Raw genomic sequence first — 13,190 nt, 5'->3', positions numbered from 1 at the left:
GCTCCGCCTGACCGGTTCCGGCGCCGCTCGGCCGGCGCAGGTGCGCACCGCGGCCTTCGCCGCGTTCGGCGTGGGCGGCCTGTTCGGGCTCACCCTGGTGGCCCTCTCGGGTCAGTGGTGGCTGCTCGCCGTCGGGCTCGGCGCCGTCGTCGCAGCGTGGACCTACACCGGCGGACGGCACCCCTACGGCTACCTGGGCTTCGGCGAGGTCGGGGTCTTCGTCTTCTTCGGGCTCGTCGCCGTGCTCGGCACCACGTACACGCAGACGGGGACGGTGTCCTGGCCGGCATGGGCGGGCGCGATCGGGATCGGCCTGCTCGCATGCGCGCTGCTCATGGTCAACAACATCAGGGACATCCCGACCGACGTCCTCGCGGGCAAGCGCACCCTCGCGGTCCGGCTCGGCGAGCGCCGGGCCCGACGCCTCTACGCCGCGTTCCTCGTGCTCCCGATCCTCCTCGCCCTCAGCTGCGCGCCGTTGGCGCCCTGGTCACTGCTCGTGCTGCTGCTCGCGTTCCCCGTCGGCCTGCTGGCCACCACCGTCCTGGCCGGGGCGCGCGGGGTCCTGCTGCGTCCGGTCCTCGCCGGCACCGGGATGCTCGAGCTCGGCTACGGCGTCCTGCTCGGTATCGGCCTCGCCGTCTGAGGGTCCGCCGGCCCACGCCACGGCTTCGGCGTCCTCCTCGAGCGCGTCCCGGTCGAGCGCCGCGCTGAACCGGGGGCCCGTCCTTCGCCGCTCGACACGTGCCGCGACCCACAGGGCGGCGCGGTCGCGCGAGCCGGCGAGCGCGAGGTACGAGACGGCCCACGCGAGGAACGCCGCGAGGACCACGAGGAGCCAGCCGCCGAGGCGGAGGGCGGACAGCGCGAGGAGGGCTGTGGCGAAGAGACCGAGCCGCTGGAGGGAGTACACGAGGAAGGGCACCGAGCAAGCCTAGGCGCGGGTACGTACCCTGGAGTGATGCTCAAGGTGTTGCTCTACGTCATCCCGATCGCAGCCCTGCTGTACGGGCTCCTCGACCTGCGGCGTAGCGAGCCCTACGAACGCGAGGGGCTGCCTCTGTGGGGATGGCTCGCGCTGATCGTCCTGCTGCCCGTCTTCGGCACCGTCCTGTGGGTCGCGATCAGCACCTCGCGCAGGCGCGGCTCGACCCCGGGGCCCACCGGCCGGTCAGGACCGGGTGGTCGCCGGCCCGGAGGTCCCGCCGCACCGGACGACGATCCCGACTACCTCTGCCCCCTCGAGCAGGAACGGCGCCGTCATGAACGGGACGAGACCGAGAAGGACTGATCGGGGCGCTCCGCGCCCCGCACACCGACGACTCCCCTCGGTCCGCCGGCCGCGCCCTCCTCCTAGGTTGCGGCTCTGTTACGGCTCGACCGAATGTCCACCTGCTGGGACGTTCTTGTGCTACTCATGGACACCAGGCGCGCCTCCCCCGTATGGGGTGACCAGATGACGCGTCGTTCTCCACACGGAAGAGGTCTCCATGCGATCCCCGATCAGGTCCGACCGACGCGCGCTCCTCGCGCTCTCGGGGCTCACCGTCACCGCCCTGGCACTGACCGCCTGCTCCGGCTCGAGCAGCTCGGACGACGAGACGACCGGGGGTTCGACGAGCGCCGGCGGCTCGATCATCATCGGGACCACCGACAAGATCACCACGATCGACCCGGCCGGTTCCTACGACAACGGCTCCTTCGCGGTGATGAACCAGGTCTTCCCGTTCCTGCTCAACACCCCCTACGGCAGCCCGGACGTCGAGCCGGACATCGCCGAGTCGGCCGAGTTCACGAGCCCGACGGAGTACACCGTCACGCTCAAGCCCGGACTGACGTGGTCCAACGGCAACGAGCTGACCTCCTCGGACGTCAAGTTCACCTTCGACCGCCAGCTCGCGATCTTCGCCAGCGGCGCCGACGACGGCAACGGCCCCGGCTCGCTGCTCTACAACCTCGAGAGCGTCGCCGCCCCGGACGACACGACCGTCGTGTTCACCCTGAAGACCGCTGACGACCAGGTCTTCCCCCAGATCCTGTCGAGCCCGGCCGGGCCGATCGTCGACGAGGAGGTCTTCGCCGCAGACGCGCTGACCCCCGACGCCGACATCGTCGCGGGGAACGCCTTCGCCGGCCCGTACGTCATCACGAGCTACGACCAGAACAACCTCGTCTCGTACGAGGCCAACCCCGACTACCAGGGGCTGCTCGGCGCGCCGAAGACGGAGACGGTCAACGTCAAGTACTACGCCGAGGCGTCGAACCTCAAGCTGGAGATCCAGGAGGGGAACATCGACGTCGCGTACCGCAGCCTGTCCGCGACGGACATCGCCGACCTGCGGACGAACGACGCCGTGAAGGTCGTCGACGGTCCCGGTGGAGAGATCCGCTACATCGTCTTCAACTTCGACACCCAGCCCTACGGCGCGACGACGGCCGAGGCCGACGAGGCCAAGGCACTCGCCGTGCGCCAGGCCGTCGCCGATCTCCTCGACCGCGAGGAGATCTCGGACCAGGTCTACAAGGGCACCTACACCCCGCTGTACTCCTACGTCCCGGCCGGCCTGACCGGAGCCACCGAGGTCCTCAAGGACCTGTACGGCGACGGGGCGGGCGGCCCGGACGTCGACAAGGCGACCGCGACCCTCGCGGACGCCGGGGTCAGCACCCCGGTCGCGCTCAACCTGCAGTACTCGAACGACCACTACGGCCCGTCCTCGGGTGACGAGTACGCGCTGATCAAGGACCAGCTCGAGTCGAGCGGCCTGTTCACGGTCGACCTGCAGACCACCGAGTGGGTCCAGTACGCCAAGGACCGCACCGCCGACGTGTACCCCGCCTACCAGCTCGGCTGGTTCCCGGACTACTCCGACGCGGACAACTACCTCACGCCGTTCTTCCTCACGGACAACTTCCTGGGGAACCACTACGAGAACAGCGACGTGAACGACAAGATCCTCGCCCAGGCGAGCACTCCGGACCCGGCGGAGCGCACGGCGCTCATCGAGGAGATCCAGGCCGGCGTCGCCGCCGACCTCTCCACCGTGCCGTACCTCCAGGGCGCGCAGGTCGCCGTGGTCGGGGCGACGGTCGAGGGCGCCGACACGACGCTCGACGCCTCGTTCAAGTTCCGCTACGGAGCCCTCAGCAAGGGCTGACCTCCGTCGCGCAGGACAGCAGCACCCAGCACGGATCACGGAACGCGGGCCCCTCGCCACGTGCGAGGGGCCCGCGTTCCGCGGTCCGTGGGCAGGACCGGCACAAGGAAGCGGGAACGATGACGGCCACGATCGAACCGGAGACCGGCCCAGCGCCGGTCACCACGGCACGGCGCGATCGCGGAGGGAGCCTCGGCCGGTACGTCGTCGTCAGGGCCCTGCTGATCATCCCGACCGTCTTCATCCTGGTCACCACGGTCTTCATGCTCATGCGGGCCACGGGTGACCCGATCACCGCAGCGCAGGGTGGCCGCCTCCCCGCCGAGCAGCTCGCCGAGCGGATCGCGCAGGCGGGCTACGACCGACCGCTGCTGACGCAGTACGTGGAGTACCTCGGCGGGATCGTCCGCGGGGACTTCGGGACCACGCTGAGCGACCGCCGTCCGGTGACGGAGGTGCTGACGACCTTCGGCTCCGCGACCCTCGAGCTCGCCGTCTACGCCCTGATCGTCGCCCTCCTGCTCGGCATCCCGCTGGGTCGCCTCGCGGCCTACCACCGCGACAAGGCCCCGGACGCCGTGCTGCGGGTCCTCGCGATCCTCGCCTACGCGACCCCCGTCTTCTTCGCAGGGCTCCTGCTCAAGCTCGTCTTCGCCGTCTGGCTGGACGTGCTGCCGGTCGCCGGCCGAGCCAGCACCGGCGCGGAGATCGACATGCAGGTCCTGGACAACCCCACCGGCATCTACCTCATCGACGCCATCCAGACGGGTGATCCCGCGGTGGTCGGCGACGTCCTGCAGCACGCCGTGCTGCCGGCCCTCGCGCTCGGGCTGCTCACGGCCGGGGTCTTCCTCCGGCTCGTACGGACGAACGTCATCGGCACCCTGGGCAGCGGCTACGTCGAGGCCGCCCGCTCGCGGGGGGTGGGCGAGCGCCGGCTGCTCAAGACCCACGCCTACCGCCCGGCCCTCATCCCGATCATCACCGTGATGGGCCTGCAGATCGCCCTGCTGCTCGGCGGCGCGGTCCTGACCGAGACGACGTTCGAGTGGAAGGGCCTGGGCTTCCAGCTCGCGGCCTACCTGCAGGCCCGGGACTTCGTGGCCGTCCAGGGGATCGTCGCGGTGCTCGCCGTGATCGTCGCGGTGACGAACTTCCTCGTGGACGTCCTCGCGGCGCTCATCGACCCGAGGGTGAGGTACTGATGTCCGCTCCCCAGACCGCCCCCGTCTCCGCGGCACCCGCGGGACGCGGGCCGCGCTGGCACCGGCTGCCGATCGTCGCCCAGCTGCGGCAGAGCGTCGGCCTCCAGCGCGGGATGCTCATCGTCGGCCTCGTGCTCTCCGGGATCTTCCTGATCACCGCCCTGCTCGCCCCGGTGCTCGCTCCCTACGGCTACTCCCAGCTGCGGGACGCGGACGGCACCTTCGGCGCCCAGCAGGCACCTTCCGCCGCACACCTGCTCGGCACGACCGTCGGCGGCTATGACGTGCTCTCCCGGGTGATCTGGGGCTCGCGCACCGCCTTCCTGGTGATCGTCACGGCGATCGCGCTGTCGATCGTCGCGGGAGTGCTGCTCGGCCTGATCTCCGGCTACTTCGGTGGCTGGCTCGATCGCGTGCTCGTCGTGATGGCCGACGCGATCTACGCCTTCCCCTCCCTGCTGCTCGCGATCGTCATGGCGATCGTCATCAGCGGCGGCCAGTCAGGCCTGTGGGCGGGGGTCCTCGCCGCTGCGCTGTCCATCACGGTGATCTTCATCCCGCAGTACTTCCGGGTGGTCCGCTCCGAGGTGGTCCGGATCAAGGCCGAGGCCTTCGTCGAGTCGGCACGGGTGATCGGCGCCTCGCACCTGCGGATCATGGGCCGGCACGTGCTGCGCAACGCGACCCGCACCCTTCCGCTCATCCTCACGCTCAACGCCTCCGAGGCGATCCTCACCCTGGCGGGGCTGGGCTTCCTCGGCTTCGGCATCGAGCCCTCCGCGGCCGCCGAGTGGGGCTACGACCTCAACAAGGCGCTGTCCGACGTGACGAGCGGGATCTGGTGGACCTCGATGTTCCCCGGACTGGCGATCGTGCTCGTCGTGCTGGGCCTCACGCTCGTCGGCGAGAGCCTCAACGACCTCGCCGACCCGCGGCTGCGCACCCGCCGGGCGGCGGAGCAGACCCCGCCGGAGGACCTCGGTGTCGACCTCGACCCGACGGACGAAGGAGCAGCACGATGAGCGACGTCGTCGACATCCAGGACCTCGGCATCTCCTTCGCCACGGATGCCGGCACCGTCGTCGCCGTCGACGGCGTGAGCCTGTCGGTGCACCCCGGTGAGGTGCTCGCCATCGTCGGGGAGTCGGGCAGCGGCAAGACCGTCACCGCCAAGACGATCCTCGGCCTGCTTCCCGAGACGGCGCGGACCCGCGGTGCGGTGATCCTGCGGCACAAGGACGGCTCGGACGAGAACGACGTGCTCCAGGTCTCCGGGGCCCGGCTCCGGCACCTGCGCGGTCGCGACGCGGCGATGGTGTTCCAGGAGCCGTCCACGGCGCTCAACCCCGTCTACCCCGTCGGCTGGCAGATCATCGAGGGCCTCCGGGCGCACGGGACGTACACCCGCGCCGAGGCGAGGGCTCAGGCGATCGACATCCTGCGTCGGGTCGGCATCCCCGACCCGGAGGAGCGGATCGACCACTACCCGCACCAGTTCTCCGGCGGTCAGAAGCAGCGCATCGTCATCGCCCAGGCCCTCGTGCTCGACCCGGGCGTGATCATCGCTGACGAGCCCACGACGGCCCTCGACGTCACCGTCCAGGCCGAGATCCTCGACCTGCTGCGCCGCTGCCGTGACGAGTTCGGCACCTCGATCGTGCTCATCACCCACAACATGGGCGTCGTGGCGGACCTCGCGGACCGGGTCGCGGTGATGTTCCAGGGCCGGATCGTCGAGCAGGCCGATGTCCGCACGCTGTTCTCCTCCCCGCGCGAGCCGTACACCCGGCAGCTGCTCGCAGCGGTCCCGCGGATCGGCGAGGGGCTGGCGAGGGCGCACGAGCGCGCCGCACGGCGGCCGGAGGGCTGGGCCGAGCGGACGCCCGTCGTCGAGGCGACGGGCCTGCGGATCGTCTACCCCGGCCGGTTCCGGCAGCCCGACTTCGTCGCGGTCGACGGCGTCGACCTGAGCATCCGGCCCGGCGAGGTGCTGGGCCTGGTGGGCGAGTCGGGCAGCGGGAAGACGACGATCGGGCGGGCCATCGCCGGGCTCACCAAGGTCAGCGGCGGGTCGCTCACCGTGCACGGGATCGAGATGAACGGCGTGCACGAGCGGCACTTCCGGCCGGTCCGCAGCCGGATCGGCTTCGTCTTCCAGGACCCGGCGACCAGCTTCAACCCGCTCCTGACGATCGCCGAGTGCGTCGCCGAGCCCCTCGTCGTGCACGGGAGGGCCGGTTCCCCGCACGAGGCCCGCGGCCGGGTCGACGAGCTCCTCGAGGCGGTCCAGCTCCCCAAGGCCTTCGGCGACCGCTTCCCGCACGAGCTCTCCGGCGGTCAGCGCCAGCGCGCGAGCCTCGCCCGCGCCATCGCCCTGCAGCCCGAGCTGCTCATCGCCGACGAGCCCACCTCAGCCCTGGACGTGTCCGTCCAGGCGAAGGTCCTCGACCTGTTCGACGAGCTCCAGCGCGAGCTGGGCTTCGCCGCCCTGTTCATCAGCCACGACCTCGCGGTGGTGGACATGCTCGCGGACCGCATCGTCGTGCTCTACCACGGCAAGGTCGTGGAGGAGGGCACCGGCGACGAGGTCCTCGGCTCTCCTCGTGACCCGTACACTCGCCGGCTGCTGGCCTCGCTGCCCGTCCCCGATCCCGTCGAGCAGGCCGGACGCCGGGCCGAGTGGGAGGCGCTCCGGGCGGCCGACGCCCGCTGAGCCGGGACGCAGCGGGGCACGCGGTCCCCGCCCGCCCTCGCCGGCCCGTCCACCTGGGACCAGGGGTCGCGCCGACCCCCGCGCGATTCCCTACCATCGACCCATGAGCGACGCCGGACTGCGCCAGGCCCAGGAGAAGATGACGTCGGCAGGGGTCACCCCCGCCGCGATCGAGGTCTTCTCGCACTACTACCGCGAGCTGGAGGCCGGGGCGACGGGCCTCATCCTCGAGGACACGATCGACCCGCTCCTCGACGCGGCGCGACTGGACGCGCTCGACGTCGACCCCGAGGCCGCCCGCGAGGCGCTGTCGCGCACCGCCGTCCTCAAGCTCAACGGCGGTCTGGGCACGTCCATGGGCATGGACAAGGCCAAGTCCCTCCTCCCGGTCAGGGACGGGCGCTCCTTCCTCGACCTCATCGTCGAGCAGGTGCTGCACGCGCGGGAGGAGCACGGGGTGCGCCTGCCCCTCGTGCTGATGAACAGCTTCCGCACCCAGGCGGACTCCCTCGCCGCCCTGGAGCGCTACCCCGACCTGGCCGTCGACGGGCTGCCCCTCGACTTCCTGCAGAACCAGGAGCCGAAGCTCCTCGCGGAGGACCTCACCCCGGTGACCTGGCCGGCCGACCCCACGCTCGAGTGGTGCCCGCCAGGGCACGGCGACCTCTACACGGCCCTGCTCGCCTCCGGCGTTCTGCAGCAGCTCCTCGACGCCGGGTTCCGGTACGCGAGCGTGTCCAACTCCGACAACCTGGGCGCGGCCCCCGACGCCAGGATCGCCGGCTGGTTCGCTGCTTCGGGTGCGCCGTACGCCGCCGAGCTGTGCCGCCGCACCGCAGCGGACCGCAAGGGTGGCCACCTGGCCGTCCGCAAGGCCGACGGGCGGCTCATCCTTCGCGACACGGCGCAGACCGCGCCCGAGGAGATGCACCACTTCACCGATGAGCACCGGCACCCGTTCTTCCACACGAACAACCTGTGGTTCGACCTGGAGCAGATCGCTGCAGCGCTCGAGGCCAGGGGCGCCGTCCTGGGCCTCCCCCTGATCCGCAACGAGAAGACGGTCGACCCGACGGACTCCTCCTCCCCTGCCGTCCTGCAGATCGAGACGGCGATGGGCGCGGCGATCGAGGTCTTCGAGGGGGCCACGGCGATCGTCGTGGGCCGCGAGCGATTCCTGCCCGTCAAGACGACGAACGACCTCCTGCTCGTCCGCTCCGACGCCTACGAGCTGACCGATGCCAGGACGCTGCACCTCGCGGTCGAGGCAGCGCCGCTGGTCGACCTGGACCCGAAGGTCTACAAGACCGTCCAGGCCTTCGAGGCCCACTTCCCCGACGGAGCACCGTCGCTGCGAGGGGCCACCTCGCTCACCGTGCGCGGGGAGTGGACCTTCGAGGACGGGGTGGCGGCGGTCGGCGCCGCACGGGTCGATGCCGACGGTGCGCCGGGGACCATCTCCGCCGGCACGGTGCTCGGCGGCTGAGGATCGCGCAGGTGGGCGGCGCCGGGAGGCGTGCCGCCCACCGTGCGGCAGCTCAGCCGCGCAGCGGGGCGGGGAAGGCGGGATCCACCGTGGTGGAACCGTCCCAGATCGCCGCACGGTTGCGACCGGCCCGCTTGGCCGCGTACAGCGCCTCGTCCGCTCCGTGCAGGAGCTCCTCGACCCCGCACTCACCCACCCGGCTCGCGACCCCCACGCTGACCGTCAGGACGCAGCCCTCCTGCGCGCCGGCAAGGGCGAGAGCTGCGGAGAGGCGAGCCGCATAGCCCCTCGCCTCATCCGCCGTCGCCCCGGGGAGCCCGACCGCGAACTCCTCCCCGCCGAAGCGGCACAGGACGTCGTCGCCGCGCGACGCCCCGCGCATCGCCTTCGCGACCTCGACGAGGAGCCGGTCCCCGCCGAAGTGGCCGAGCCGGTCGTTGATCGACTTGAAGTGGTCGAGGTCGAGCATGACGACCGTGAACGGGAGGTCCTGCTCGGCGGCGCGAGCGAGCCCGTCGCCGAGCCACGGCAGGAAGGCGCGGCGGTTGAGCAGACCCGTGAGCGGATCGGTCCGTGCCGCGATCTCCAGCTCCTCCCGGAGCCGGGCCTGGCGCTGGGTCACGATCCAGACGATCCCGGCGATGATCGCCAGCGTCGACCCCATGCCGATCATCACATCGGCCGTGCCGAAGGTCGGCGGGTTGAGCACCACCGCGACGCCGAGCACGGTCATCGCCCAGAGATAGGTGCCGACGAGCACGCGCAGCGAGCCGACGTAGGCGACGAGGACCATCGGCCAGAGCAGGTAGACGGGCATGATGCCGACCGTCGGCATCAGCACGATGTTGCCGCCGACCAGCAGGGTCCCCCACTGGGCCACGATCTCGAGCAGCCAGCGACGCGGACGGCGCACGGCCCAGACCAGGAGCCCCGTGCCGGCCATCCCCGCGGCGATGACCGCGAAGCCGATGGTCTGCGTCATCGAGACCGGCTCGACGGCGAGGGTGATGGCGGGGATGATCGCCCCGGCGACGCACATCGCGACGACGAAGCTCCGCACGGCCTGGAGCTCCGAACGGTGGCCGGGGGCCGCCCCGTCGGTCGTCCTGGTCGCGTCGTCCACAAGGCCTCATCGGCACGACTCGCGCCGACGTGAAGGCATGCGCCAGTATTTCCCCCGGTGCCCCGGGCCCGGCGCTCACCCATTCGGAGGCAGCCCTGCTCGCGCACTGCGGCGCGGGTGCCACGATGGCGCCAACGGCGTACGCGACGAGTCAGCGTGGCACCCGAGACACGATCGAGCGAGGACCTCCAGGGGGGTGAGCACGACGAGCGAGGACCAGGGCCGCGTGGACCTCACCGGTCTCGCCGAGCACCTGCCCCAGCTGCTGTGGTCCGCGACCCGCGACAGCGGCCTCGACTGGCTCGGCCCCCGGTGGGCGGAGGTCGTCGACGTCGCCGCGCTGCGCCTCGACGGCCGGAACCCTCTCGACCTCGTCCACCCCCAGGACCGCGCGGCACTCGTCGAGGCCTGGGCCGCAGGCGAGGCCTCCGGGCGCCTCGGCCTGACGATCCGGCTGCTCGTCGCGGACGGCGGCTACCGCCGGTTCGCCGTCGACGGTCGGCGCGCCGGTGACGCGGCCGGCGACCGGTGGTTCGGCTCCTGCGTGGACGTCACGGCGCAGCACGAGGCGGCGGAGGAGCTCCTCATCGAGCGCTCGCGCTGGGAGCTGCTCACCGCCTCCACCCCCGGCGTGATCGTCGCCTTCGAGCCGCTGCGGCCGGACGGTGTCGGCGAGCTCAACATCATCTACGCGAGCGAACGCTGCGAGGAGATCCTGGGCTTCTCCCGCGAGGAGGTGCTGAGCCGGCCGCAGACCCTGCGGGACCGGATGAACCCCGAGGACCTCGCCGACGTCATCCCCGCGATGATCGCCGGCGCTCGTGCCGAGCCGCAGGAGAGGCTGACCCTCGAGTACGACACCCGCTACGAGCACCCCACCCGGGGTGAGCGGATGATGGAGAGCCGTGCCGTCGGCGCGCCGATGCCCGACGGGACCTACCGCTGGCAGGTCACCGTCACGGACGCGACCGAGCAGCGCGCGGCACGGGCGGCCCTGCACGCGGAGAAGGAACGCGCCGAGGTGACGCTCGCGAGCATCGGGGACGCGGTCATCACGACCGACGCTCACGCCCGCGTGACCTACCTCAACCCGGTCGCGGAGGGCCTCACGGGCTGGACGACCGACCAGGCTGAAGGACGGCCCGTCGACGAGGTCCTCACGTTGTTCTCGGAGTCCACGGGGGAGCCGGTGGAGAGCCCCGCGATCCGGTGCCTCCGGGAGGGCCGTCCGGTGGGGCTCGCGAGCCATACCGCCCTGCGGGACCGTGCCGGGCGCCTGATCTCGGTCGAGGACTCCAGCGCGCCGATCCGCGACGCGCACGGTGTGGTGCTCGGTGCCGTGCTCGTCTTCCACGACGTCTCGGACGCCAAGGCCCTCACGCGCGCACTGGCCCACCAGGCCAGCCACGACGCGCTCACCGGCCTGGTCAACAGGACCGAGTTCGAGCGCCACCTCAACACGGCGCTCGACGACGCGCGGCACGGGATCCCCTCCGCCGTGCTCTACCTCGACCTCGACCAGTTCAAGGTGGTCAACGACAGCGACGGCCACGTGGCCGGCGACGCCCTGCTGTGCACCCTCGCCGGGGTGCTCCAGTCGCAGGTCCGCGCGACGGACACCGTCGCCCGGCTCGGCGGCGACGAGTTCGGGATCATCCTGCGCGGCTGCGCCGAGGAGCAGGCGGTCGGGCTGGCCCAGAACCTCTGCGACTCCGTCGCGGCCGAACGCTTCGAGTGGGAGCACCGCGTGCACCGGGTCGGGGTGAGCATCGGGCTCGTCTCCCTCGGTCGGGAGAGCGGCACGGCCGCCGAGGTGCTGCGCGTCGCCGACAGCGCCTGCTACCTGGCCAAGGAGGCAGGCAGGGGTCGCCTGCACGTCGCGCACGGCGACGACGAGCGGGCGCGCAGGCGCCACGGAGAGCTCGGCTGGGTCCGACGCCTCCAGGACGTCATCGAGCATCACGAGGTCGTCCTGTGGGCGCAGCCGATCCTGCCCGCCCGCGCCGGCGAGGACCTGCCGAGCCTCGAGATCCTGCTGCGCCTCCAGGACGACACGGGACGCCTCGCAGCGCCCGGGGAGTTCCTGCCGGCCGCGGAGCGCTACCAGATGGCCGGGGCCCTCGACCGGGTGGTGGTCGAGTCGACCCTCCGCTGGTTCGCCGAACGGCCCCAGGTGCTGGCGCAGATCAGGACCTGCTCGATCAACCTCTCCGGCGACAGCGTGGGCGACAGCGAGACGATGACCTTCATCGACGGTCTGTTCGACGAGCTCGGCCTGGACGGCGAGCACTTCTGCTTCGAGGTGACCGAGACCGCCGTCATCGCGGACCTGGAGGACACCAGCCGGTTCCTCGGGACGCTCAGGGCTCGTGGCTGCCAGGTGGCCCTCGACGACTTCGGCGTCGGCCTGTCCTCGTTCAGCTACCTGCGCACCCTCCCGGTGGACGTGCTGAAGATCGACGGGACCTTCGTGCGCCGGGTCCGCGAGGATCCGGTCGACGAGGTCATGGTGCGCTCGATCCACCAAGTGGGTCACCTGCTCGGCAAGCGGACCGTCGCGGAGTACGTCGAGAACGACGAGATCCGTCGGGCCGTCACCGAGATCGGGGTGGACCTGCTCCAGGGCTTCGGCGTCGGCCGTCCCGGCCCCCTCGCGCAGGTGATCGAGGAGCTGCTCGGTGCCGACCTCGCCGGATCGACCACCGAGGACGACGCGGCGAGGGGTTGAGCCGCGGACAGGAGCAGGCTCCGGCCGCCAGCCTTTGGTGCGGGCTCGCGCAGTTAGCCGTTGAAGAGTCCGCCGAGGCCTCCGCCGGAGCTGCTCGTCGAGCCCTTGTGCTCGCCCTCCACGACGGACTCGCTCGGCTGGACGAGCACGTACCCCTGTCCGCCGAAGGCCATCTGGAACATCTCCCCTGTCCCCCCACGGATCAGCGAGGACAGTCCGCCCGTGTCCATCCGGATGTCCATCGACACCCCGGAGGTCCACAGCACGACGGCCTGCGCATCGGCGAAGGTCGGCGCGGAGGCCACGTCGAGGGCGACCGGATCGCCCTTCGTCGTCACCGCCACGTAGCCGGTACCGCGCAGGGAGACGTTGTAGAGGCCTCCGGTCATCGCGCCGCCCCTGGCCGAGATGCGGTGGATGTCCCACGCGATCGAGGAGGAGAAGGCCAGCACGTTGTTCCCGTTCACCGAGATCGCGTCGTTCTCGAGGTACATGACCTGGATCTCGCTCGCCCGGTCCGCGAGGAACATCTCGCCCTGGCCCGTGCACTGCATGAGGTCGACCCCTTCGCCCGTCACCGCGGACTTGAGCATCTTGCCGAGCCCTCCGGAGCCCTTGTTCTGGAAGGTCACCGCACCCTGGTAGGCGACCATCGAGCCGGTCCGCGCCCAGACGGGCCCGTAGCCCATCTGCACCTTGAGCAGCTTCTTGTTCTGCAGCGAGAACGGGTCGGGCGAGGCGTTCTCGCTGAACTCGGTGAAGAGTGAACCGTGGATC

At 71.4% G+C, this 13,190-nt stretch carries 10 protein-coding genes and 1 pseudogene; 8 read left to right on the top strand and 3 right to left on the bottom strand.

Annotated features, from left to right (window positions below; translation table 11 throughout):
- Positions 1-646: 1,4-dihydroxy-2-naphthoate octaprenyltransferase (menA, locus tag ABWK99_RS06980; RefSeq protein ID WP_372593981.1), on the top strand; the 646-nt coding region annotated here is incomplete at its 5' end.
- A gap of 96 nt (positions 647-742) precedes the next feature.
- On the opposite strand, the pseudogene ABWK99_RS06975 reads toward menA, so the two are convergent.
- Positions 743-913 (bottom strand): annotated as a pseudogene (locus tag ABWK99_RS06975) (DUF4229 domain-containing protein); the annotation flags it as partial.
- A gap of 48 nt (positions 914-961) precedes the next feature.
- Here ABWK99_RS06975 and ABWK99_RS06970 point away from each other — a divergent pair.
- The 6 genes from ABWK99_RS06970 (at position 962) to ABWK99_RS06945 (ending at position 8,562) form a co-directional block, all read left to right on the top strand.
- Positions 962-1,291: a hypothetical protein gene (locus ABWK99_RS06970; RefSeq protein ID WP_372593980.1), complete on the top strand. Its 330-nt coding sequence runs from the start codon at positions 962-964 to the stop codon at positions 1,289-1,291.
- Positions 1,292-1,490: 199 nt separating this feature from the next.
- Positions 1,491-3,158: an ABC transporter substrate-binding protein gene (locus ABWK99_RS06965; protein WP_372593979.1), complete on the top strand. Its 1,668-nt coding sequence runs from the start codon at positions 1,491-1,493 to the stop codon at positions 3,156-3,158.
- 119 nt (positions 3,159-3,277) lie between these two features.
- Complete coding sequence (locus ABWK99_RS06960; protein ID WP_372593978.1) at positions 3,278-4,363, top strand: ABC transporter permease; 1,086 nt, start codon at positions 3,278-3,280, stop codon at positions 4,361-4,363.
- A complete protein-coding gene (locus ABWK99_RS06955; RefSeq protein ID WP_372593977.1) occupies positions 4,363-5,385 on the top strand; it encodes an ABC transporter permease in 1,023 nt (340 codons plus the stop codon). Before ABWK99_RS06960 ends, ABWK99_RS06955 begins: the two co-directional genes overlap by 1 nt.
- On the top strand, positions 5,382-7,076 hold the full coding sequence (locus ABWK99_RS06950; protein ID WP_372593976.1) for a dipeptide ABC transporter ATP-binding protein: 1,695 nt from the start codon (positions 5,382-5,384) through the stop codon (positions 7,074-7,076). The genes ABWK99_RS06955 and ABWK99_RS06950 overlap by 4 nt, the downstream gene beginning before the upstream one ends.
- Positions 7,077-7,179: 103 nt before the next feature.
- Positions 7,180-8,562: a UTP--glucose-1-phosphate uridylyltransferase gene (locus ABWK99_RS06945; protein WP_372593975.1), complete on the top strand. Its 1,383-nt coding sequence runs from the start codon at positions 7,180-7,182 to the stop codon at positions 8,560-8,562.
- 52 nt (positions 8,563-8,614) lie between these two features.
- On the opposite strand, the gene ABWK99_RS06940 is transcribed toward ABWK99_RS06945, so the two are convergent.
- Positions 8,615-9,685 (bottom strand): GGDEF domain-containing protein, encoded by a 1,071-nt coding sequence (locus tag ABWK99_RS06940; protein ID WP_372593974.1) that lies wholly within the window; start codon positions 9,683-9,685, stop codon positions 8,615-8,617.
- A gap of 196 nt (positions 9,686-9,881) precedes the next feature.
- Here ABWK99_RS06940 and ABWK99_RS06935 point away from each other — a divergent pair, with 196 nt between their 5' ends.
- Positions 9,882-12,413, top strand: coding sequence for an EAL domain-containing protein (locus tag ABWK99_RS06935; protein ID WP_372593973.1), 2,532 nt, complete (start codon positions 9,882-9,884; stop codon positions 12,411-12,413).
- A 53-nt stretch (positions 12,414-12,466) separates the two neighbouring features.
- Here ABWK99_RS06935 and ABWK99_RS06930 read toward each other — a convergent pair whose 3' ends face one another.
- On the bottom strand, positions 12,467-13,189 hold the full coding sequence (locus tag ABWK99_RS06930; RefSeq protein ID WP_372593972.1) for an AIM24 family protein: 723 nt from the start codon (positions 13,187-13,189) through the stop codon (positions 12,467-12,469).
- Between the last annotated feature and the right edge of the window lies 1 nt (position 13,190).

Source organism: Actinotalea sp. (assembly GCF_041597215.1).
Lineage (GTDB): Bacteria > Actinomycetota > Actinomycetes > Actinomycetales > Cellulomonadaceae > Actinotalea.
The sequence above is the reverse complement of the archived record's forward strand: the minus strand, read 5'-3'. Positions and strand labels throughout refer to the sequence as shown.

Excerpts from the sequence above, each read along its gene's own strand:
- ABWK99_RS06950 (WP_372593976.1), top strand. The coding sequence starts at position 5,382 with ATGAGCGACGTCGTCGACATCCAGGACCTCGGCATCTCCTTCGCCACG.
- ABWK99_RS06955 (WP_372593977.1), top strand. The coding sequence starts at position 4,363 with ATGTCCGCTCCCCAGACCGCCCCCGTCTCCGCGGCACCCGCGGGACGC.
- ABWK99_RS06945 (WP_372593975.1), top strand. The coding sequence starts at position 7,180 with ATGAGCGACGCCGGACTGCGCCAGGCCCAGGAGAAGATGACGTCGGCA.
- ABWK99_RS06960 (WP_372593978.1), top strand. The coding sequence starts at position 3,278 with ATGACGGCCACGATCGAACCGGAGACCGGCCCAGCGCCGGTCACCACG.
- ABWK99_RS06970 (WP_372593980.1), top strand. The coding sequence starts at position 962 with ATGCTCAAGGTGTTGCTCTACGTCATCCCGATCGCAGCCCTGCTGTAC.
- ABWK99_RS06965 (WP_372593979.1), top strand. The coding sequence starts at position 1,491 with ATGCGATCCCCGATCAGGTCCGACCGACGCGCGCTCCTCGCGCTCTCG.